This window comes from Achromobacter sp. KK8 (assembly GCF_054188005.1).
This window is the reverse complement of the sequence record NZ_CM135178.1, coordinates 2,513,285-2,534,856: the sequence shown is the minus strand read 5'-3', so window position 1 is coordinate 2,534,856 and position 21,572 is coordinate 2,513,285. Positions and strand designations below refer to the sequence as shown.

The following is a 21,572-nucleotide window of genomic DNA, read 5'->3' as shown; positions in this document are numbered from 1 at the left end:
CGGCCGCTTTTGCCGCTACATATTTTCAAAAGCCCCTCTTTCGCCGCGATGCCGTGTTCGCTGATCGGACACTATCGCAGGTCCGATGTGGCGCCACGGCGACGGCCATGCGGACCGTCAAGCCGTCAGGACGGGCGGAACACCGCGTTCGCCGCGGCATGACACCGCCCCCGCCGCGGCTACTGTCCCCTCGCCGCGCGCTGCACGTGCTCGATGAAGCACTCGGCGAAGCTGGGCAGGTCGCGGCCGCGCTGGCGGCACAGCAGGCGGTCGCGCAGGGCCCAGGGATCTTCCAGTTTCAACACGTGCAAGGCATCGGGCCGGCTGTAGCGCGCCGCGCAGGCGCGCGGCACCACGGCGATGCCGGCGCCGGCCTCGACCATGCGGCACACGGCCTCGAAACTGCCCACGTGCACGCGCTGGCAGATGCGCTTGCCCAGGCCGCTGGCGATGTCCTCCAGGAAGGTCTGGATGGCGCTGTCGGGATGGATGCCGACGAACTGGTAGGCATCGATCAGGTCGGCGAAATGGGCCGACTTCGACGCCGCCAGCGGATGGTCCAGCGCCGTGACCACGGTGAGCTCATCGCGGAACAGCGGCGTCACATCCAGGCCCTCGACGTCGATGTTGCCGGCCACCAGCCCCAGGTCGCCGGCGCCCGCGCGGATCGCGATGACGATGTCGCCCGAGATCTTCTCTTCCAGCTCGACGTCCACGTCGGGGTTCTCGGCCAGGAAGGTCGACAGCGCGTCCGCCAGGAAGGAATTGGTGGCAGTGGTGTTGGCCAGCAGGCGCAGCCGCCCCTTCAGGCCGCTGGCGTAGGGCTGCAGGTCGGCGTTCAGGCATTCGAGCTGGCGGAACACCGCGTTGGCGTGCTTGAGCAGCACCTCGCCGGCCGGCGTCAGTGCCACGCCCGTGGCCATGCGCACCAGCAGCCGCGCCTTGAAGGCCTCTTCCATGTGCTTGACGCGCGCGCTGGCGGCGGGCAGCGACAGGAAGGTGCGTTCGGCCGCGCGGGTCAGATTGAGCGTTTCCCCCACGTTCACGAATAGCCGCAGGTCAGTCAGATCATGTCTCATGTTCCACCACACAGAAGGGGGGCATTTCTAATTTTGAATTCTTCGAATGCCGTGACGACCATACCATGGGGCAACCCCGTAAACCATACGGTTTGACGCGGAACTGTTTCCCACGCGGCGCGCGCCGCGGCATCTGGAGTAAGCCCCAATGAGCGGTATTGTTTCCGGCAAGGTAGTGGTCGTTACAGGCGCAGGCGGCGGCATCGGCCGCGGCATCGCGCTGGCCATGGCGCAGGCGGGCGCCAAGGTGGTGGTCAACGACATCGGCGTCTCGCTCACCGGCGAGGGCGGCGGCGAAGGCCCCGCGCAGGCCGTGGTGCGCGAGATCGTGGCGGCGGGCGGGCAGGCCGTCGCCAACACCGACAGCGTGGCAGCCTACGACAGCGCCAGCCGCGTCGTCCAGACCGCCATCGACGCCTTCGGTCGCATCGACGCGGTGGTCAACAACGCCGGCAACCTGCGCGACCGCGTGTTCCACAAGATGAGCGAGGAGGAATGGCGCCAGGTCATCGACGTGCACCTGAACGGCTCGTTCTTCATGAGCCGCGCCGCCGCGCCGTATTTCCGTGAACAGGAGTCGGGCGCCTTCGTGCACATGACTTCCACGTCCGGCCTGATCGGCAATTTCGGCCAGGCCAACTACGCCGCCGCCAAGCTCGGCATCGTGGCGCTGTCCAAGTCGATCGCGCTGGACATGGCGCGCTACAACGTGCGCTCGAACTGCATCGCGCCGTTCGCCTGGAGCCGCATGACCAGCTCCATTCCCGCCGAGACCGACGAGGAGAAGGCGCGCGTCGAGAAGCTCAAGAAAATGGAGGCCAACAAGGTCGCGCCGATGGCCGTTTACCTGGCCAGCGACGCGGCCAGCGCCATCACCGCGCAGGTGTTCGCGGTGCGCGCCAACGAGATCATGCTGATGAGCCAGCCGCGGCCGCTACGCACCGTGCACTACAGCGAGGGCTGGACACCCGAACTGATCGGCGAGATCGCCGTGCCCGCCATGCGCAAGCATTTCTACGCGCTGGAGCGTTCGCCCGACGTGATCGACTGGGACCCCATCTGAGACCGCCATGCCGCTCGACTACGCAACCGTGAAGCACTGGCGCTTCGACGACGTGCGCCAGCACTACGACGACAAGGACACCATGCTGTATGCCCTGGGCATCGGCCTGGGACAGGATCCCGAGGACACCCGGCAACTGCGCTACGTGTACGAAAAGGACCTGCGCGCCTTTCCCACCATGAGCGTGGTGCTGGGCTATCCGGGATTCTGGATGAGCGATCCGCGCGCCGGCATCGACTGGGTCCGGCTGGTGCATGGCGAACAGCGACTGGCGGTACACGCGCCGCTGCCCACGTCCGGCACCGTGATCGGCAGGAGCCGCGTTACCCACGTGATAGACAAGGGCGCGGACAAGGGCGCCATCGTGGTCACCGAACGCACGCTGCACGACACCGCCGGCACGCACCTGGCCACCTTGCGGCAAAGCACCTTCTGCCGCGGCGATGGCGGCTTCGGCCAGGGCGACGCCAGCCCCGAGCCGCTGCCCGCCGCGCCGCAGGGCGAGCCGGAGCGCCGCTGCGAACTGCGCATTCCGCCGCAGGCGGCGCTCCTGTATCGCCTGAACGCCGACCGCAATCCGCTGCACGCCGACCCCGAGGTCGCGCACCAGGCCGGCTATCCCAAGCCGATCCTGCATGGACTGTGTTCCTACGGCGTGGCCGCGCACGCGCTGGTCAAGACCTGGTGCGACTACGACGCCTCCCGCCTGACCCGGCTGGATGCGCGATTCTCCGCGCCGGTCTACCCGGGCGAAACCTTGCAATGCGATATGTGGCGCATGCCGGACGGCCAGATCCGCTTCATCGCCCGCGCCGTCGAACGCGACATCATCGTGATGAGCCATGGCGCCGCCGAGGTGCAATCATGACGCGCCCGCCCGCATTGGACGGCATCCGCGTGCTGGACCTGTCGCGCATCCTGGCAGGCCCGTGGTGCACGCAGAACCTGGCCGACCTGGGCGCCGACGTCATCAAGATCGAGCGCCCCGGCGTCGGCGACGACACCCGCGCCTGGGGCCCGCCCTTCCTGAAGGACGGCAATGGCGTCGACACCAACGAATCCGCCTATTACCTCAGCGCCAACCGCAACAAGCGCTCGGTCGAGGCCGACATGGCCACGCCGCATGGCGCGGCGCTGATCCGCGAACTGGCGGCGGTCAGCGATATCCTGGTCGAGAACTTCAAGGTCGGCGGGCTGGCCAAATACGGCCTGGACTATGCCAGCCTGAAGGCCATCAATCCGCGCCTGATCTACTGCTCGGTCACCGGCTTCGGCCAGGACGGGCCGTTCGCGCGCCGCCCCGGCTACGACTTCATGATCCAGGGCATGGGCGGCCTGATGAGCATCACCGGCGAACGCGACGACCTGCCCGGCGGCGGACCGCAGAAGGCCGGCGTGGCAGTCACCGATATCGTCACCGGCATGTATGCGACGGTGGCGATCCTGGCGGCGCTGCAGGAACGGCACCGCAGCGGGCTGGGCCAGCACCTGGACATCGCGCTGCTGGACAGCCACGTGGCGCTGCTGGCCAACCAGAATTCCAACTATTTCAATTCCGGCGTGGCGCCGAAACGCGCCGGCAACGCGCACCAGAACGTGGTGCCCTACCAGGTGTTCGCCGCCAGCGACGGCCATCTGATCGTGGCCACCGGCAACGAATCGCAGTACCGCGCCTATTGCAAGGCCATCGGCGCGCCGGAGCTGGGGGACGATCCGCGCTTTGCCACCAACCGGCTGCGCGTGACCCACCGCGAAGAGCTGGTCGGGAGACTGGCCGCCATCATGCGCCAGGGACGGCGCGATGACTGGATCGCCAGGCTGGAGGCCGTGGGCGTGCCCTGCGGCCCGATCAACGACATCGCCCAGGCTTTCGCTCACCCACAGGCGCAGGCGCGGCAGCTGCGCCGCGACCTGCCGCATCCGGGCGGCGGCGTGGCGCCGGTGACGGCCAGTCCGTTGCGCTTTTCGGATTCGCCGGTGGTGTACCGGCGCGCGCCGCCGCTGCTGGGGCAGCATACGGAGGAAGTGCTGCGCGAGGTGCTGGGGAAGTCGCCGCAGGCGATTGCCGAGTTCAAGGCGAGCGCCGTTTAGCGGTCTGATTTGTTTCGCACCCGCGGTGTTATTTCGCGGTGCTCGCCTATATTTCCATATCAACAATAAAGACCGCCGCATGCCATTACCGACTTGGTCTTATTAGTCGCCAACGGGTGATAAAACGTCCGTGCGCCATACCTACACTTACCGCCACGCAATTCAAGTGATCGGTAAATGTTGGCTATGACTACGCTCGCTTTCAGAAAGAACCTTTTCCCCGCTACCGTTACCCTGCTCCTGTTGAGCGCCCCAATGGTCCTGCCGCTTGAGGCCCGTGCCGCCGAGGGCACGCGGGGCGGCGGACTGGGCGGCAGAACCATGCTCGACGGGAGGCCCAAAACGGACTTGATGGGAGGCGAAGGCGGCGGCCTGGTAGCCATCGACGCGGACGGCGTTGCCGGCGCCGGTGGCATGGGTTCCAGGCACCCCGGCACAGGTGGCGCCCCACGCGTGACGGCGGCTGCCGGAGAAACCGTTGTCACAAGCTCAGTCACCGGCGTGAATGGAACATGCAAGGCGCCTTGCAGTAGCTCCGATGTGAGCACGGCGCGTCACTCGGGCGGCGGTGGCGGCGCCGGCATCATCGGGGGAGCGGACACCACTCTCACGGTCAACACCGGGATAACCGTGAGCGGGGGCGCGGGTGGTGCCGGAAACGTCGGGACGGTATACGACATTGGCCCGGTCGCCAGTAACGGCGGCGGCGGTGGCGGCGGCGCGGGCATTGCCGTCCGGTCCGGTGCCTTGACCCTGAATGGCAACGTCGTTGGCGGGGCCGGAGGAAACTCCAACAGCTATCCAGGAGGCGGCGGCGATGGCGTGGTACTGGGATCCGGCAGCATCGCTATCGGCAAAGGCGTCTTCATCGACGGCGGCCAGGGCGGTGTGCGCCGGGGAACCGCCCTCCCTAATACGGCCAGCGGAGACGGCGGCGCGGGCATATCGATCGGTTCGGGAAACGTCGTCAACTCCGGCATCGTGCGCGGCGGCAAACCCGGCGACAGGAAGACTCCCGCCCATTCAACCATCGGCGAAGCTGGCGACGCACTGCGCGCGAGCCACGATACCGTGCTCACCAACAAGGGGCGCATGAATGGCCGCAACGCCGTCCTGTTCGAAGGCGACAACAACACGCTCATCATGTGGGAGGGATCCAGCTTTGTTGGCAATGTCAATTTCGCGGGCGCGAACAACACGCTGACATTCGGCAGCGATGACGGAACCACCCCGGTCACGAAAGCCATCCAGATAGAATCTGGCGGCATCCTCAATTTCGGCACCAATGGCACGTACGCAGTGCGGGTCACGCCCACCGCGGCGGACCGGCTGGACGTTCTCACGGGTACCGTCAGGCTCAACGATGCAAGCGTCAAGGTCATTGCCCTTGATTCGGGTGCGGAACTGTATGACGAGAACCGCGATTACACGATTCTGCATGCCGGAAAAGGTTTCAATGGGGATACGCGTTTCGGGAGCGTGGAATCCAATCTGGCCTATCTCACACCCTCGCTCAAGTACGCAACGGATGCCACGGCTGGCAGCAGCGACGTCATTCTGACGCTGGCGCGCAAGTCAGTGCCAGTCGAGCCGGGGCCGCCTTCCGCTCCGGTCCCGCCGGAGGCTTCCGATCCGACTCCACCCGTGGCTTCCGACCCGGCTCCACCCGTGGCTTCCGACCCGGCTCCACCCGTGACTTCCGATCCGGCTCCACCCGTGGCTTCCGATCCGGCCCCACCCGCGGCTTCCGATCCGGCCCCACCCGCGGCTTCCGATCCGGCCCCACCCGCGGATTCCGATCCGGCTCCACCCGCGGATTCCGATCCGACTCCGCCCGCGGCTTCCGATCCGGCTCCGCCCGCGGCTTCCGATCCGGCTCCGCCCGCGGCTTCCGATCCGGCTCCGCCCGCGGCTTCCGATCCGGCTCCACCCCTGGCTTCCGATCCAGTCCCGCCGGTGGCATCCGAGCCTGCGCCACCCGTACAGGGCGGTGCGGACCAGCGGCCGATCCGCTTCGCGGACCTCATCACCGGCCGCAATGCCATGGCCGTGAGCGACGCCATCGAGAGCCTGCCGCGCACACATGAGATCTATCGCCGGGCCTTGAGCCTGCCTGAGGACGCCCCGCAAGCGTACTTCTCGGCACTGACGGGAGAGGCGCATGCCAGCACACGCAACGCGCTGGCCGGTCTTAGCCGTCCGGCCAGCGCGCTGCCGTTGTCACACCTGCGCGCGAACCTGGCCGCCGGCCTGCAGCCCGGCGCGCCGATGGCGGCGGCGGGCGCCTCCGACATGCCGCCCGCTGCGTCGGCCCTGCCCGCCAGCGCCGCCCGTCCCATATGGGCGCAGCTCGTCGGCAACTGGCAGCGCCAGTCCGCAAGCAACGACAACGCCGCCGTGCGCCTGCATACCGCTGGCATTTTCGTGGGTACCGACCATGCCATTGGCGACGGTTGGCGCCTGGGCGTCGCGCTTGGGTATACCGACAGCCGCTCGCGTATCGACGACGCGGATGACAGGAGCAGCATCGCCAGCTACAGCGCCAGCATCTATGGCGGCAAAGCCTTCGCCCGGGGGACAGGTACGTTCAACCTGATGCTGGGCGCGTCCCACACCTGGCACGACGTCAACACGCGGCGGCGCATTGCCGTGGGCGGGCTGGATCAGACGCTGCGCGCCGATTATCGCGCCGGTACGACCCAGCTCTTTGGGGAATTGGGTTATGCCATGCCGATGAACCAGACCCTCACGCTCGAACCCTACGCCGGTCTGGCATGGGCCGGCCAGCGCAACCGGGCGTTCCAGGAAAAGGGCGGCAGCGCCGCGCTTTCAGGCGACAGCCAGTGCATCCGCACCACGACTACGACTCTGGGCATGCGCCTGCGGCAGGCTCTGAGCGCGGGCGCGTTCCAGGGCACGCTCACTGCCGGGGCGGGATGGCGCCGCGCCTTCGGCAATCTGCACCCGGTCTCGACGCTGGCATTCGATGCCGGCGAGGCGTTCACCGTGACCGGCGCCCCTATCGCCCGCAACGCCGCGCTGCTCGAAACCGGCTTGCAGGCGCGAGCCGGCCGCAACGCGACGGTCGGCCTGAACTACGCAGGACAGTTCGGCTCGGGCAATCGCGACCACAGCGCCATGCTGAATTGGCGCTGGACATTCTGACCGCACCTTTCCCGACTGATAGAGGGCCGAGGAGGCCCTTTATCAGACGGCATAACAGGACCAGAACGGCGATCGGGCGCCTTGCAAACCTTATGATTCGGCTCACCCATCAAGAAGGCTCCTGATAACCGATGGCGGCGTCCCTTCCAAAACGGCGCGTGGCCTTGCCCCCCATCGGGCGGCACGGCATTTTTCGTTCGAGTTCAACATGCATTGGTTTCCCTTCAAGCGCCTGTTCCGTCGCAAGCGCGACACACGGAATGCGGATCTGTACGGCCAGATCGCGGCCATCCACAAGGCGCAGGCGATCATCGAGTTCGACCTGGACGGCCATGTGCTCATGGCCAACCAGAATTTCCTCGATGCCATGGGCTACACGCTCGACGAACTGCGGGGGCAGCACCACCGCATCTTCGTGGCGCCCGACCGGCGCGGCTCTCCTGAATACCGGGCGTTCTGGGACAAGCTCAAGCGCGGCGAGTACGACGCGGGCCGCTATCGCCGCATCCACAAGGACGGCAGCGACGTCTGGCTGCAGGCCAGCTACAACCCGATCCTCGACGAGTCCGGCCGGCCCTTCAAGGTGGTCAAGTACGCCACCGACGTCACCGAGCAGCAGCGCCGCCAGGCCGACACCGAGGGCCAGCTTGCCGCCATCTCCAAGGTGCAGGGCATCATCGAGTTCGAACTGGACGGCACCATCATTCGCGCCAACGACCTGTTCCTGGACGCCATGGGCTACCGCGAAGACGAACTGCGCGGCCGCCACCACAGCATGCTGGTGCTGCCCGAGGAAGTCCGCAGCCCCGCCTACAAGGAATTCTGGCGCAAGCTGCGCGGCGGCGAATACGACACCGGCCAATACCTGCGCATCGGCAAGAACGGGCGCCGCGTCTGGATCGAGGCCAGCTACAACCCGATCTTCGATGCCGAGGGCCGGCCATTCAAGGTGGTGAAGTTCGCCACCGACATCACCCGCCGCTTCACCGCCGCGCAGACGCTGCGGGTGGCGGTGCAGGGCCTGACCGAGAACGCCGAACGCGCCAGCCAGGCCAATACGCTGGCCCGCGACGCCTGCCAGGTGGCCGAGGAAGGCGGCAAGACCGTGGCCGGCGTGGTAGCCACCATGGGCACCATCACCGAAAGCTCGCGGCGCATCTCGGAGATCATCGGCGTGATGGATGGCATCGCGTTCCAGACAAACATCCTGGCGCTCAATGCCGCGGTCGAGGCGGCGCGCGCGGGCCCGCACGGCAAAGGCTTCGCGGTGGTGGCGGCCGAGGTGCGCAGCCTGGCCCAGAACAGCGCATCCGCGGCCAAGGAGATCAAGGACCTGATCACCACCTCGGTCCAGCAGATCGGCAGCGGCGCCGAGCAGGTGCAATCCGCCGGCGCCACCATGGAGAACATCGTCACTTCGTCGCGCCGGGTCACGGAGATCATGGGCGAGGTGGTCGAAGTGTCGTTGGCGCAGTCGGCCAAGCTGGGCGAGGTCACCGAGGACATCACCCAGATGACGGCCGAGGCGGCGCACGAACTGCAGAGCGCCTATGAGGCCCAGGACCGCCCCGAGGCGGCGCGGGAGACAGCATCGGCGCGAGCCGTGGCGCCCCGCGCGCCGGCGTCCTCGCAATCGGCGCTGGAGTACGTGCGCTACTGACCGGCCCTGGTCGGGCGGCCACGGGCGCCCGTGCCGACGGCAGGCCGCGAAACGTCCCGGGGATAAAAAAAGGGCGCCGTCACCGGCGCCCTTCTCGCGTTCATGTCGCCCGTTTACGCGGTGGCGACCGGGATCTTGCCGATCCTGGCCTGCCATTCCTTCGGGCCGGTGGTGTGGACCGAAGTGCCCTGGGCGTCAACCGCCACGGTCACCGGCATGTCCTTCACGTCGAACTCGTAGATGGCTTCCATGCCCAGGTCGGCGAAACCCAGCACCTTGGCGCCGCGGATTGCCTTGGACACCAGGTAGGCCGCGCCGCCCACGGCCATCAGGTAGGCCGAGCCGTGCTTCTTGATCGACTCGATCGCGACCGGGCCGCGCTCGGACTTGCCGATCATGGCGATCAGGCCGGTCTGCTCCAGCATCATGTCGGTGAACTTGTCCATGCGGGTGGCGGTGGTCGGGCCAGCCGGGCCCACCACCTCGTCGCGCACCGGATCGACCGGGCCGACGTAGTAGATGACGCGGTTGGTGAAGTCCACGGGCAGCGGCTCGCCCTTGGCCAGCATGTCCTGGATGCGCTTGTGCGCGGCGTCGCGGCCGGTCAGCATCTTGCCCGACAGCAGCAGGGTCTGGCCCGGCTTCCAGCTGGCGACTTCTTCCTTGGTCAGCGTGTTCAGGTCGACCTGCTTGGACTTGTTGTAGTCCGGCGCCCAGTGCACTTCCGGCCATTCCGACAGCGACGGCGGGTCCAGGCGCGCCGGGCCCGAGCCGTCCAGCTCGAAGTGGGCATGGCGGGTGGCCGCGCAGTTCGGGATCATGGCGACGGGCTTGGAAGCCGCGTGCGTCGGGAAGGTGTTGATCTTGACGTCCAGCACGGTGGTCAGGCCGCCCAGGCCCTGGGCGCCGATGCCCAGCGCGTTGACCTTTTCGTACAGCTCGATGCGCAGTTCTTCGAGCTTGTTCTGCGGGCCGCGGGCCAGCAGTTCGTACATGTCGATGTCTTCCATCAGCGACTGCTTGGCCATCAGCATGGCCTTTTCGGCGGTGCCGCCGACGCCGATGCCCAGCATGCCCGGCGGGCACCAGCCGGCGCCCATGGTCGGGACCGTCTTGAGCACCCAGTCCACCAGCGAATCGCTGGGGTTGAGCATGGCGAACTTGGACTTGTTTTCCGAACCGCCGCCCTTCGAAGCCAGCTGCACGTCGACCTTGTCACCCGGGACAAGCTCGACGTGCAGGATACAGGGCGTGTTGTCGCGGGTGTTCTTGCGGGCGAACAGCGGATCGTCCAGCACCGAGGCGCGCAGGGGATTGTCCGGGTTCAGGTAGCCGCGGCGCACGCCTTCGTCGCACAGTTCCTGCAGGGTGCGCTTGGTGTCGAAGCGCACGCCCATGCCGACCTTCAGGAACACGTTGACGATGCCGGTGTCCTGGCACAGCGGGCGCTTGCCCTCGGCGCACATGCGCGAGTTGGTCAGGATCTGGGCCATCGCGTCGCGCGCGGCCGGGCTTTCCTCGCGCTCGTAGGCGCGGGCCAGGTGGCGGATGTAGTCGACGGGGTGGTAATAGCTGATGAACTGGATGCCATCGGCTATCGACTGGATGAAGTCTTCTTCTTTGATGAGGACGGACATGGCGATATGCGGGTTACGGAGGGAAACGTGAAAACGCGGCCGGCGAACCGGCCGCGCGCGATGGGGTGCAGCTTATTTTATTTTCCTTGCCATACGGGCTTGCGCTTCTCCGCGAAAGCGGTGGCGCCTTCCTTGGCGTCGGCCGACGAGAAGATATGGGCGATCAGCGGACGCTGGCGGTTGAACATCTCTTCCTGGGTCCAGTCGCCGGACTGCGCCACGATGCTCTTGGCGGTCTGCACCGACAGCGGGCCGTTCTCGACGATGGCGCGGGCCAGTTCCAGCGCGCCGGCCAGGGCGCCGCCCGGCTCGGTCAGGCGGTTCACCAGGCCGAAGCCGTAGGCGCGCTCGGCGCCCAGCATGTCGCCGGTCAGGATCACTTCCATGGCGATGTGGTACGGCAGGCGACGCGGCAGGCGCAGCATGCCGCCGGCGCCGGCCACCAGGCCGCGCTTGACTTCGGGCAGGCCGAACTTGGCGTTGCTGGCGGCCACGATCAGGTCGGACGCCAGGGCCATCTCGCAACCGCCGGCCAGCGCATAACCTTCGACCGCGGCGATCAGCGGCTTTTTCGGCGGCGCTTCGTTCAGGCCGGCGAAACCGCGGCCTTCCACGTACGGACGCTGGCCCGACTTGGCGAAGGCTTTCAGGTCCATGCCCGACGAAAACGTGCCGCCCGCGCCCGTCAGGATGCCGATGCGCACGTCGTCGCGGCTGTCCAGCTGGTCCAGCGCGGCTGCCATAGCCTGGGCGGTTTCCAGGTTGATGGCGTTCTTGGCCTCGGGACGGTTGATGGTGATGATCTGGATGCCGTCGGCGACTTCCACCTTGATCAGGTCAGACATGCGGATGCTCCTTCCGGGGTTTTGGATATTGGTTTTATATAAGACTGGTCAACCTGGAATGATACGACCAATGCCCGGCCGCCGCAGGGCGCCGGCGGAGCAACGTCCGCCTGGAGCACGCCCCGCCCGATATGTAACCGCGAGGATGTAACCGCCTGGATGCGACCCCAATCCCGGGGTCCCGCCCCGGGGCCGCCCCGGGCCAGTTAAAATGCCCGGTTTCCCACGCCCACGGCAGACGTCGCCCGGCGACCGAATTCCAAGAATCCTATGCTCACCTTTCAGCAAATCATCCTTACGCTCCAGGAATACTGGGACAAGCAGGGTTGCGCCCTGCTGCAGCCCTACGACATGGAAGTCGGCGCCGGCACCTCGCACACCGCCACTTTCCTGCGGGCGATCGGCCCGGAGCCCTGGCGCGCGGCCTACGTGCAGCCCTCGCGCCGCCCCAAGGATGGCCGCTACGGCGAGAACCCCAACCGCCTGCAGCACTACTACCAGTACCAGGTGGTGCTGAAACCCGCGCCCCCGGAAATCCTGGACCTGTACATCGGCTCGCTCAAGGCGCTGGGCATCGACCCCACGCAGCACGACATCCGCTTCGTCGAGGACGACTGGGAAAACCCGACGCTGGGCGCCTGGGGCCTGGGCTGGGAAGTGTGGCTGAACGGCATGGAAGTGACCCAGTTCACCTACTTCCAGCAGGTCGGCGGCCTGGATTGCACCCCGACCACGGGCGAGATCACCTACGGCCTGGAACGCCTGGCCATGTACCTGCAGGACGTGCAGAGCGTGTACGACCTGGTCTGGACCGAAGGCGCCAACGGCCGCCGCGTGCTGTACCGCGACGTGTTCCACCAGAACGAAGTGGAACAGTCCACCTACAACTTCGAATATTCGTCGGCCGAGATGCTGTTCGCGCACTTCAACGACTACGAAGCCGAGGCCAAGCGCCTGATGGACGTGCCGCTGGCCCTGCCGGCCTATGAAGCCACGCTCAAGGCCGCGCACACCTTCAACATGCTGGACGCGCGCGGCGCGATCAGCGTCACCGAGCGCGCCGCCTACATCGGCCGCATCCGCAACCTGTCGCGCGCCGTCGCGCAGGCCTACTACGATTCCCGCGAACGACTGGGCTTTCCCATGCTGGGCCGCGACAAGGCCGCCGGGGAGGCTGCATAAATGACGACGAACATCCGCCCCCTGCTGGTCGAGCTGCTGACCGAAGAACTCCCGCCCAAGGCCCTGCAGAAGCTGGGCCAGGCTTTCGCCGAAGGCGTGCGCGCCACGCTGGCGCGCCACGGCCTGCTGGCCGATGGCTGCGCCGTCGAGCCGTACGCCACGCCGCGCCGCCTGGCGGTGCGCCTGTCGGCCGTGCTGGCGCAGGCGCCCGATCAGGCCTACGCCGAAAAGCTGATGCCGGTGAAGATCGGCCTGACCGAAGACGGCAAGGCCACCCCGGCGCTGCAGAAGAAGCTGGCCGCCAAGGGCCTGGAAAACATCGACCTGGCCACCCTGGAACGTGAATCCGACGGCAAGCAGGATTACCTGGTCGCCCGCGGCACCGCCCCCGGCGCCGCGCTGGCCGTCGGCCTGCAGGAAGGCATCGACGCGGCCATCGACGGCCTGCCGATCCCCAAGGTCATGCGCTACCAGCTGGCCGACGGCGAGACCACCGTCAAGTTCGTGCGCCCCGCGCACGGCCTGATCGCGCTGTTCGGCGCCGACGTGGTTCCCGTCAGCGCCCTCGGCCTGACCGCCGGCCGCGACACGCTGGGCCACCGCTACATGAGCAGCGGCGCCATCGCCATCGCCGATGCCGACGCCTACGCCGCCACCCTGGCCGAGAAGGGCCGCGTGGTGGCCTCGTTCGAAGGCCGCCGCGACGAGATCCAGCGCCAGCTGCTGGACCACGCCGGCCGTCTGTCGGCCACGCTGGGCGACGACCCCGAAGTGGCCGCCCTGCTCGATGAAGTCACCGCCCTGGTCGAACACCCCACCGTCTACGTGGGCGAGTTCGAGGAACAGTTCCTGCAAGTGCCGCAGGAATGCCTGATCCTGACGATGCGCCTGAACCAGAAGTACTTCCCGCTGTTCGACCCGGCCAGCGGACGCCTGACGCACCGCTTCCTGATCGTGAGCAACATGCGCACGGACAACCCGGTGAACATCGTCGAAGGCAATCAGCGCGTGGTACGTCCGCGCCTGGCCGACGCCCAGTTCTTCTTCGAGACCGACCGCAAGACGCCGCTGGCCGCGCGCGTCGAGCAACTGGGCTCGATCGTCTACCACAACAAGCTGGGCACCCAGCTCGAACGCGTCGAGCGCGTGCGCGCCATCGCCCGCGACGTGGCTGGCAAGCTGGGCGGCGACGTCGCCGCCGCCGACCGCGCCGCGCTGCTGGCCAAGGCCGACCTGGGCTCGAACATGGTGGGCGAGTTCCCCGAGCTGCAAGGCATCATGGGCGCCTACTACGCCGCCGGCGACGGCGAGCCGGACAGCGTCGTGCAGGCGCTGCGCACCCAGTACCGCAACCGCTACGACACGCCGGTCTCGCAGGACGACCTGACCGCCGCCACGCTGTTCATCGCCGAACGCGCCGAGACCCTGGTCGGCATCTGGGCCATCGGCCTGGCGCCCACCGGCGAACGCGACCCCTTCGGCCTGCGCCGCGCCGCGCTGGGCCTGATCAGCGCCTTCGAGCAACTGGCCGCCGGCGGCTGGCTCAAGCTCAACCAGGACGGCCCGCTGTCGCTGGACGGCCTGCTGGCCGCCACCGCCGCCACCTTCCCGGCCGGCAAGATCCCCGCCGACACGCTGGCGGAAGTGCGCGCCTTCATCTACGAACGCTACCGCAACCAGCTGATCAACGAACACGACCGCAACGCGGTCGAGGCCGTCATCGCCCTGACGCCGCCGCTGCACCAGGTGGCCGAGCGCGTGCGCGCCGCCGCCGCCTTCGCGCAGATGCCCGAGGCCGCCAGCCTGGCGGCCGCCAACAAGCGCATCGGCAACCTGCTCAAGAAGGCCGAAGGCGAGATCGGCGCGGTCAATGACGCCGCGCTGGTCGAGCCCGCCGAAAAGGCGCTGGCCGCCGCCATCGCCGCGCTGCGCCCGCAGGCCGAGGCGCAACTGGCCGCCGGCGACTTCGCCGCCAACCTGCGCACGCTGGCCCAGGCCCGCGAACCGGTGGACGCCTTCTTCGCCGACGTCATGGTCATGGCCGAGGACCCGGCGGTGCGCGCCAACCGGCTGGCGCTGCTGGGCCAGCTGCACACCCTGATGAACCAGGTCGCTGACATTTCCAGGCTGGCACAGTGAAGCTCATCATCCTCGACCGCGACGGCGTCATCAACCAGGACAGCGATGCGTTCGTCAAGAATCCCGACGAATGGATCGCCCTGCCCGGCAGCCTGCAGGCCATCGCCCGCCTGACGCAGGCGGACTGGACGGTGGTGGTCGCCACCAACCAGTCCGGCCTGGCGCGCGGCCTGTTCGACATGGACACGCTGACCGCCATCCACGCCAAGATGCGGCGCGAGCTGGCCGCCGTCGGCGGCAGCGTGGACGCCGTCTTCATGTGCCCGCACGGCCCGGACGACGACTGCACCTGCCGCAAGCCGCGTCCCGGCATGTTCGAGCAGATCGGCCATCGCTACGACGTCAACCTGGCCGGCGTGCCGGCCGTGGGCGACTCGCTGCGCGACCTGCAGGCCTCCAGCGCCGCGGGCTGCTCGCCCTGGCTGGTGCTGACCGGCAACGGCAAGAAGACGCTGGCCAAGGGCGGCCTGCCCGAGAACACCCGGGTCTGCGACGACCTGTCGGCCGTGGCCGACGCCCTGCTGCAGGACAACTGATGGCCCGGCTGCGCTCGCTCCTGTATTTCCTGTTCCTGGCCATCACGGTCATCCCCTATGCCTTCGCTTGCGTGCTGTGGGCGCCGCTGCCGCTGCACCTGCGCTACAAGCTCACGGTGGGCTGGCCGCGCCTGGCCATCTGGGGCGCCAAGGTGTTCTGCGGCATCCGCTGGCAGGTCAAGGGCTGGGAAAACCTGCCCGACGGCCCGGCGGTGCTGCTGTCCAAGCACCAGTCGGCCTGGGAAACGCTGTTCTTCCCGGCCTACATGCCGCGCGAAGTCTGCTTCGTCTACAAGAAGGAACTGCACATGGTGCCGTTCTTCGGCTGGGGCCTAGCGTTGCTGCGCATGATCGCCATCGACCGCTCCAAGGGCCGCGACGCCTTCGAACAGGTGGTCAAGCAGGGACAGGTCCGGCTGGACGAAGGCCGCTGGCCGCTGCTGTTCCCGGAAGGCACCCGCGTGCCGCCCGGCAAGACCGCGCGCTTCAAGATGGGCGGCGCGTTGCTGGCCTCGCGCACCGGCGCGGTGGTCATCCCGGTGGCGCACAACGCCGGCGAATGCTGGCGCCGCAATGCCTTCGTCAAATATCCAGGCCTGGTTACGCTGTCCATCGGTCCCGCGATAGAATCGAAGGGAATCTCCCCCGAGGAACTGAACCAGAAAGTGCAGGACTGGATCGAAGGGGAAATGCGGCGTCTCAATCCAGAAAGGTATGCCCAGCACTGACCAGCTCGAACTCCTGTTCGACGTGCAAGACTCCGACGCGTCCACGGACGCGTCGCCGCTGACCGCGTCCCCCGCGGCGCGCCCGGCACCCGTGGCCACGCCGCCCGCCCCGCTGTTCCCTCCCCCCGCGCCATCGGCGCCCAAGCCGGCCGGCGAACCCCTGCTGACGCTGTCGCCCAATGCGGCGGCGCGCGTGCCCACCCCCTGCCCCGATCCGCTGCCACCCGGCGCGCGCTGGCGCGAGGTGGACACCGATCCGCAGCCCATCGGCTTCGTGCTGCTGCGCTCGCGCCGCCGCAGCATCGGCTTCGTCATCACCGACGACGGCCTGCGCGTCACGGCGCCCAACTGGGTCACGCTGGCACAGATCGACGACGCGGTGCGCGAGAAATCCCGCTGGATCGTCGCCAAGCTGCGCGAATGGCACACCCGCAAGCAGCAGCTGGCCATGGCGCACACGCGTTGGCAGGCCGGCGGCGAGCTGCCTTACCTGGGCAAGCGCATCGTCCTGGGCGTGGGCGGCGACAGCCGCCAGACCCGCCTGTCCGGCGATGCCGAAGCCCCGGCCGACGGCGACACGCTGTGGCTGGCGCTGCCGGCCGACGCCGACCAGGGCCGCATCCGCGACGCCGCCCAGGCCTGGCTGCAACAGCGCGCCGGCGCCTGGTTCGGCGCCCGGCTGGCGCACTTCCTGCAGATCAGCGGCCTGAAGATCCGCCGCTGGCGCCTGTCGTCCGCCGCCACGCGCTGGGGCTCGTGCACCAGCGACGGCAACATCATGCTGAACTGGCGCCTGATCCATTTCGCGCCGGCCATCATCGACTACGTCATCGCGCACGAACTGGCGCACCTGCGCGAAATGAACCACAGCCAGGATTTCTGGCGCGAGGTCGGCCAGATCCTGCCCGATTTCGAGGAAGCCAAGAACGTGCTGCGGCGCCACGACCCGGCCTCGCTGCCGCAATTCTAGGGTCGGTGCGAGACGCTCCCGCAATCGGCCCAGCCCCCACGGAGACAACCCCATGCTTCTGCTGATTCCCGGCCCGGTCACGACCGATGCGCGGGTCAAGGCCGCCATGGCGCAGGACTACGCGCCCTGGGACAACGAATTCCGCGCGCTGTACCGCCAGGTCTGCGCCGACGTGCTGCGCGTGGCCGAGGCCGATGCGGCTGAGCACGTGGCGCTGGCGCTGCCGGGCTGCGGCCATTTCGCGGTGGAAGCCGCCATCCGCACCCTGGTGCCGCCCGGCGGCCGCCTGCTGGTGCCCTCCACCGGCGCCTACGCCGGCCGCCTGCAGAAACTGGCCGCCGAGGCCGGCCGCGTCGCCGTGCCGCTGTACGTGGGCGCGCGCGACCGCGTCGATCCCCTGGCCGTGGCGCAGGCGCTGGAGCAGGACCCGAGCCTGACGCACGTGGCGCTGGTCTACAGCGAGACCGGCAGCGGCATCTGCCATGACGTGCCGGAACTGGCCCGCATCGCCCATTCTCTGGGCCGCCGCGTCATCGTTGACGCGGTCTCGGCGTTCGGCGCATTGCCGCTCGACATGCGCGCCCTGCCCGCCGTGGACGCCGTGGTGCTGACCGCCAACAAATGCCTGGAGGGCTTGCCCGGCGCCGCCTTCGTGGTGGGCCGCCGCGACAGCCTGGAAGCGGCGCGCGGCAACGCCGGCAGCTGGTCGCTGGACCTGGCCGACATCTACCAGCACACCCTGGCGCCCAACGCCGGCCCGCGCTTCACGCCGCCGGCGCCGACACTGGCGGCGCTGGCCGTGGCGCTGGAGCTGTATCATCAGGAAGGCCGCGAAGCCCGCCTGGCGCGCTACACCGCCAACATGCGCGCCCTCTACGACGGCGTGGCCGGCCTGGGGCTCAGCCCCTACCTGCCGCCCGCGCTGCAAGGCCCCATCGTCGTCAACGTGCACGCGCCCGACGCGCCGACCTGGAACCTGCAGCTGTTCGTGGACGCGGTCAAGCAACGTGGCTTCGTGCTCAGCAATTTCACCAACACCGAACCGCCCACTTTCCGGGTCGGTTGCATCGGCGCCTTCGGGCCCGACCAGATGCGGCTTGCGGTCGACGCCATGGGCGGCGCGCTGCAAGACCTCGGCATAACCGGGGAACCCCACGTCCAGGGTTTCCCGCCACCTCTCATCGCTTAAGGAATTCCACCATGCGTATGCTCCACACCATGCTGCGAGTCGGCAACCTCGACAAGTCCATCGACTTCTACACCAACGTGCTCGGCATGCGCGTCCTGCGCCGCAACGACTACCCCGATGGCAAGTTCACGCTGGCGTTCGTCGGCTACCAGGATGAATCCGAAGGCGCCGTGATCGAGCTGACCCACAACTGGGACACCGACAAGTACGACCTGGGCACCGGCTACGGCCACATCGCCCTGGAAGTCGACAACGCCTACGAAGCCTGTGACAAGGTCAAGGAACGCGGCGGCAAGGTCACCCGCGAGGCCGGCCCGATGAAACACGGCACCACCGTGATCGCCTTCGTGGAAGATCCGGACGGCTACAAGATCGAATTCATCCAGAAAAAAGGACGAGTGGACTGAACCCCACCCGCCATCGCCATGATCCACTCCATCCTCAAAATGGGCGATCCCCGGCTGCTGCGCGTCGCGCCGCCGGTCGAGCGCTTCGATACCCCCGAGCTGCACGCCCTGATCGAAGACATGTTCGAGACCATGGCGGCGGCGCAAGGGGTGGGCCTGGCCGCGCCGCAGATCGGCGTCGACCTGCAACTGGTCATCTTCGGCTTTGACCGCAACGAGCGCTATCCCGACGCGCCGGCGGTGCCGCAGACGATCCTGTGCAACCCGGTCATCACGCCGCTGTCCGACGACATGGAAGACGGCTGGGAAGGCTGTCTGTCGGTGCCGGGGCTGCGCGGCCTGGTGCCGCGCTACCGTCGCATCCGCTACCAGGGCAAGGATCCCTACGGCCGTGACATCGACCGCGAGGCCGAGGGCTTCCACGCCCGCGTGGTGCAGCACGAATGCGACCACCTGATCGGCCGGCTCTATCCTTCCCGGATCCAGGATTTCTCGAAATTCGGCTTCACCGAAATCCTGTTCCCCGGCATGGACCCGAATCAGGACGACTGATCGTCCTTCGGGGCGGGAGCCGGGCTCGGCTCCTGCCCCGGAGCCAGTTCCTCCGGCGCGAAATCGTCCACCTGCAGCACCCGCGAGACGATCGCCTCGGCCTCCTCCAACTGCGCCGCCTGCGTCGCCGTGATGGCGCCGTGCCGGTGCGCCTCGCGCCAATCGCGCACGCCCGACTGCCGCAGCCGGTCACGGATCGGCTGCACCGCATCGACCACGGCGAAGGCGCGGGTCAACAGCGCCAGCGGATCGTCATCGCCCTGGCCACCGCCCGCTGAACGTTGCAGGTCGGCCGCCAGCCGCGCATGGGTGGGCGACGGCTTGAGCAGCAGTTCCGCGCATTCGCGGGTCAGCGCATCGCCCGGCCCCCGCGCCAGTCGCAGCGGCAGGATGGCCGCGCGCAGCGCCCAGGCCAACGGCCGGCCAGGCAGGTTCGACAACACCTGGTCCATGCGTTTCTCGATCTCGGCGTAGCCCTGCTCCATGCACCAGCGCACCAGCGGCAGGTCGTCGTGCTTGCGCCCTTCGTCCTCCCAGCGCTTGAGCACGGCCGACAGCAGGTACAGTTCGGCCAGGATGTCGCCCAACCGAGCCGAGAGCAGCTCGCGGCGCTTGAGACCGCCGCCCAGCCGCGCCAGCGTGGCGTCGGCCAGCAGCGCGAAGCCGGCCGCATAGCGTCCCAGCCGGCGGTAGTGGCCGGCGGTGGGGCCGCACACCGGCGACGGCGCCAGCACGCCACCGGTCCAGGCGCGGCCGATGGCGCGCAGCGTGTTCATGCCGGTATGGCGCAGGTGGCGCCAGAACACGTCGTGGAACACCTCCATGCCGCGCTCTTCGTCGGGATTGCCCAGCGCCAGGATCTCCGGCATCAGGTAGGGGTGGGCGCGGATCGCGCCCTGGCCGAAGATGATCAGGTTGCGCGTCAGGATGTTGGCGCCCTCGACCGTGATGGCGATGGGCACCGCCCGGTACAGCGCGCCCAGGTAGTTGCTGGGCCCGTCGATCACCGCCCGGCCGGCATGCACATCCATGGCGTCGTTGACCGATATCCGCATGCGCTCGGTGGCGTGGTATTTCATGATGCCGGACACCACCGCCGGCTTCACGCCCTGGTTCAGCGCCGCGCAGGTCAGGCGCCGAGCCGCTTCCACCAGGTACGCGTTGCCCGCCTGGCTGGCGAGCTTTTCCTGCACGCCCTCGAACTTGCCGACCGGGATGCCGAACTGTTCCCGCACCCGCGCGTACATGCCGGTGGCGTGCGCGCTCATCACGCACGCCGCCGCCGACAGCGACGGCAAGGAAATGCCACGCCCCGCCGCCAGCGCGCTCATCAGCATCTGCCAGCCGTGCCCGGCGCGCTCGACGCCGCCGATCAGCGCGTCCAGCGGCACGAACACGTCGCGGCCGCGGTTGGGGCCGTTCTGGAACACCTGCATCGCCGGCAGGTGGCGGCGGCCGATCTCGACGCCGGGCGCGTCGGTCGGCACCAGCGCCACCGAAATGCCGATGTCGCGCGGACCGCCGCCCAGGATGCCGTCGGGATCCGACATCTTGAACGCCAACCCCAGCACCGTGGCCACCGGCCCCAGCGTGATGTAGCGCTTGTGCCAGTTCAAGCGCACCCCGATCAGCTCGCGGCCGTCCACCACCTGGCGGCAGACCACGCCGGTATCGACCATGGAGGCAGCGTCGGAGCCGGCCTCGGGGCTGGTCAGGCCGAAGCACGGCACCTCGCGGCCGTCGGCCAGGCGCGGCAGCCAGTAGTCGCGTTGGGCTTGCGTGCCGAACTGCATCAGCAGCTCGCCCGGCCCCAGCGAATTGGGCACCATGACCGTGACGCCGGCGGTGATGGAATAGGCGGAAATGCGCCGCACCACCTCGGAGTGGGCGTAGGGCGAGAAGCCCAGGCCGCCGTGGCGCTTGGGGATGATCATGCCGAAGAAGCGCTGCGCCTTCAGGAAATTCCAGACTTCCGGCGGCAGGTCGCGCCGGTGCCAGGTGATGTCCCATTCGTCCAGCATGGCGCACAGCTGCGCCACCGGGCCGTCGATGAAGCGTTGCTCATCCGGCGTCAGGGCCGCGGCCGGCACGTCCAGCAGCTTGCGCCAATCGGGGTTGCCGGTGAACAGGTCGGCCTCCCACCAGGTGTCGCCGGCCTCGATGGCCTCGCGTTCGGTGGCCGACAGCGGCGGCATCGCGTTGCGGGCCCAACGGTACGCGGGTTCGGAGATGCGGCGCCGGCGCCATGCGTTGAAATCCATGTGACCCCCTGTCGTTCGATGCCACTGGGCATATCGGGGCAAAGTACCAGAATTGCGCCATCGGGGCC

The 21,572-nt window shown here is 68.2% G+C and carries 17 protein-coding genes; 13 read left to right on the top strand and 4 right to left on the bottom strand.

Going from position 1 to position 21,572, the window contains the following annotated elements; translation table 11 throughout:
- Nucleotides 1-179: 179 nt before the first annotated feature.
- Nucleotides 180-1,079, bottom strand: a complete 900-nt coding sequence (locus ACVN9Z_RS11790; protein ID WP_026382350.1) for a LysR family transcriptional regulator — start codon at nucleotides 1,077-1,079, stop codon at nucleotides 180-182.
- Between the two features lie 148 nt (nucleotides 1,080-1,227).
- Here ACVN9Z_RS11790 and ACVN9Z_RS11785 point away from each other — a divergent pair, with 148 nt between their 5' ends.
- The 5 genes from ACVN9Z_RS11785 (at nucleotide 1,228) to ACVN9Z_RS11765 (ending at nucleotide 9,058) form a co-directional block, all read left to right on the top strand.
- Nucleotides 1,228-2,142, top strand: coding sequence for an SDR family NAD(P)-dependent oxidoreductase (locus ACVN9Z_RS11785; protein ID WP_020925077.1), 915 nt, complete (start codon nucleotides 1,228-1,230; stop codon nucleotides 2,140-2,142).
- A gap of 7 nt (nucleotides 2,143-2,149) precedes the next feature.
- Nucleotides 2,150-3,010: a MaoC/PaaZ C-terminal domain-containing protein gene (locus tag ACVN9Z_RS11780; RefSeq protein WP_047992610.1), complete on the top strand. Its 861-nt coding sequence runs from the start codon at nucleotides 2,150-2,152 to the stop codon at nucleotides 3,008-3,010.
- On the top strand, nucleotides 3,007-4,233 hold the full coding sequence (locus ACVN9Z_RS11775; protein ID WP_047992611.1) for a CaiB/BaiF CoA transferase family protein: 1,227 nt from the start codon (nucleotides 3,007-3,009) through the stop codon (nucleotides 4,231-4,233). Before ACVN9Z_RS11780 ends, ACVN9Z_RS11775 begins: the two co-directional genes overlap by 4 nt.
- Before the next feature lie 186 nt (nucleotides 4,234-4,419).
- Entirely contained in the window at nucleotides 4,420-7,398 is a 2,979-nt protein-coding gene (locus tag ACVN9Z_RS11770) for an autotransporter family protein (RefSeq protein ID WP_238920178.1), read from the top strand.
- Between the two features lie 208 nt (nucleotides 7,399-7,606).
- The gene (locus ACVN9Z_RS11765) at nucleotides 7,607-9,058 is read left to right on the top strand and encodes a methyl-accepting chemotaxis protein (protein ID WP_458213404.1); all 1,452 of its coding nucleotides are present in this window, start codon (nucleotides 7,607-7,609) and stop codon (nucleotides 9,056-9,058) included.
- A gap of 113 nt (nucleotides 9,059-9,171) precedes the next feature.
- On the opposite strand, the gene ACVN9Z_RS11760 is transcribed toward ACVN9Z_RS11765, so the two are convergent.
- Nucleotides 9,172-10,695: a fumarate hydratase gene (locus tag ACVN9Z_RS11760; RefSeq protein ID WP_006388864.1), complete on the bottom strand. Its 1,524-nt coding sequence runs from the start codon at nucleotides 10,693-10,695 to the stop codon at nucleotides 9,172-9,174.
- Between the two features lie 77 nt (nucleotides 10,696-10,772).
- Entirely contained in the window at nucleotides 10,773-11,540 is a 768-nt protein-coding gene (locus ACVN9Z_RS11755) for a crotonase/enoyl-CoA hydratase family protein (protein WP_006388863.1), read from the bottom strand.
- Between the two features lie 270 nt (nucleotides 11,541-11,810).
- Between ACVN9Z_RS11755 and glyQ the strand changes: the two genes are divergently transcribed.
- The 8 genes from glyQ to def are packed head-to-tail and all read left to right on the top strand — an operon-like array spanning nucleotide 11,811 to nucleotide 19,243.
- Nucleotides 11,811-12,722, top strand: a complete 912-nt coding sequence (gene glyQ, locus ACVN9Z_RS11750; protein ID WP_006388861.1) for a glycine--tRNA ligase subunit alpha — start codon at nucleotides 11,811-11,813, stop codon at nucleotides 12,720-12,722.
- Nucleotides 12,723-14,861 (top strand): glycine--tRNA ligase subunit beta, encoded by a 2,139-nt coding sequence (gene glyS / locus ACVN9Z_RS11745; RefSeq protein WP_024067789.1) that lies wholly within the window; start codon nucleotides 12,723-12,725, stop codon nucleotides 14,859-14,861. It begins immediately after the preceding gene.
- Nucleotides 14,858-15,397, top strand: coding sequence for a D-glycero-beta-D-manno-heptose 1,7-bisphosphate 7-phosphatase (gmhB, locus tag ACVN9Z_RS11740; RefSeq protein ID WP_024067788.1), 540 nt, complete (start codon nucleotides 14,858-14,860; stop codon nucleotides 15,395-15,397). The genes glyS and gmhB overlap by 4 nt, the downstream gene beginning before the upstream one ends.
- On the top strand, nucleotides 15,397-16,125 hold the full coding sequence (locus ACVN9Z_RS11735) for a lysophospholipid acyltransferase family protein (protein ID WP_006388858.1): 729 nt from the start codon (nucleotides 15,397-15,399) through the stop codon (nucleotides 16,123-16,125). Before gmhB ends, ACVN9Z_RS11735 begins: the two co-directional genes overlap by 1 nt.
- Complete coding sequence (locus ACVN9Z_RS11730; protein WP_020925086.1) at nucleotides 16,112-17,095, top strand: M48 family metallopeptidase; 984 nt, start codon at nucleotides 16,112-16,114, stop codon at nucleotides 17,093-17,095. The genes ACVN9Z_RS11735 and ACVN9Z_RS11730 overlap by 14 nt, the downstream gene beginning before the upstream one ends.
- Nucleotides 17,096-17,147: 52 nt before the next feature.
- A complete protein-coding gene (locus tag ACVN9Z_RS11725; protein WP_054439553.1) occupies nucleotides 17,148-18,284 on the top strand; it encodes a 2-aminoethylphosphonate--pyruvate transaminase in 1,137 nt (378 codons plus the stop codon).
- Nucleotides 18,285-18,295: 11 nt separating this feature from the next.
- On the top strand, nucleotides 18,296-18,691 hold the full coding sequence (gloA, locus tag ACVN9Z_RS11720; RefSeq protein WP_006388855.1) for a lactoylglutathione lyase: 396 nt from the start codon (nucleotides 18,296-18,298) through the stop codon (nucleotides 18,689-18,691).
- Between the two features lie 18 nt (nucleotides 18,692-18,709).
- A complete protein-coding gene (def, locus tag ACVN9Z_RS11715; protein ID WP_049052782.1) occupies nucleotides 18,710-19,243 on the top strand; it encodes a peptide deformylase in 534 nt (177 codons plus the stop codon).
- Here def and ACVN9Z_RS11710 read toward each other — a convergent pair.
- Nucleotides 19,231-21,504, bottom strand: coding sequence for an acyl-CoA dehydrogenase (locus ACVN9Z_RS11710; protein ID WP_458213403.1), 2,274 nt, complete (start codon nucleotides 21,502-21,504; stop codon nucleotides 19,231-19,233). The genes def and ACVN9Z_RS11710 overlap by 13 nt on opposite strands.
- Nucleotides 21,505-21,572 lie beyond the last annotated feature (68 nt).

Coding starts and splice junctions, on each gene's coding strand:
- ACVN9Z_RS11790 (WP_026382350.1), bottom strand. CDS start 1,079: ATGAGACATGATCTGACTGACCTGCGGCTATTCGTGAACGTGGGGGAA.
- ACVN9Z_RS11785 (WP_020925077.1), top strand. CDS start 1,228: ATGAGCGGTATTGTTTCCGGCAAGGTAGTGGTCGTTACAGGCGCAGGC.
- ACVN9Z_RS11780 (WP_047992610.1), top strand. CDS start 2,150: ATGCCGCTCGACTACGCAACCGTGAAGCACTGGCGCTTCGACGACGTG.
- ACVN9Z_RS11775 (WP_047992611.1), top strand. CDS start 3,007: ATGACGCGCCCGCCCGCATTGGACGGCATCCGCGTGCTGGACCTGTCG.
- ACVN9Z_RS11770 (WP_238920178.1), top strand. CDS start 4,420: ATGACTACGCTCGCTTTCAGAAAGAACCTTTTCCCCGCTACCGTTACC.
- ACVN9Z_RS11765 (WP_458213404.1), top strand. CDS start 7,607: ATGCATTGGTTTCCCTTCAAGCGCCTGTTCCGTCGCAAGCGCGACACA.
- ACVN9Z_RS11760 (WP_006388864.1), bottom strand. CDS start 10,695: ATGTCCGTCCTCATCAAAGAAGAAGACTTCATCCAGTCGATAGCCGAT.
- ACVN9Z_RS11755 (WP_006388863.1), bottom strand. CDS start 11,540: ATGTCTGACCTGATCAAGGTGGAAGTCGCCGACGGCATCCAGATCATC.
- glyQ (WP_006388861.1), top strand. CDS start 11,811: ATGCTCACCTTTCAGCAAATCATCCTTACGCTCCAGGAATACTGGGAC.
- glyS (WP_024067789.1), top strand. CDS start 12,723: ATGACGACGAACATCCGCCCCCTGCTGGTCGAGCTGCTGACCGAAGAA.
- ACVN9Z_RS11735 (WP_006388858.1), top strand. CDS start 15,397: ATGGCCCGGCTGCGCTCGCTCCTGTATTTCCTGTTCCTGGCCATCACG.
- ACVN9Z_RS11730 (WP_020925086.1), top strand. CDS start 16,112: ATGCCCAGCACTGACCAGCTCGAACTCCTGTTCGACGTGCAAGACTCC.
- ACVN9Z_RS11725 (WP_054439553.1), top strand. CDS start 17,148: ATGCTTCTGCTGATTCCCGGCCCGGTCACGACCGATGCGCGGGTCAAG.
- gloA (WP_006388855.1), top strand. CDS start 18,296: ATGCGTATGCTCCACACCATGCTGCGAGTCGGCAACCTCGACAAGTCC.
- def (WP_049052782.1), top strand. CDS start 18,710: ATGATCCACTCCATCCTCAAAATGGGCGATCCCCGGCTGCTGCGCGTC.
- ACVN9Z_RS11710 (WP_458213403.1), bottom strand. CDS start 21,504: ATGGATTTCAACGCATGGCGCCGGCGCCGCATCTCCGAACCCGCGTAC.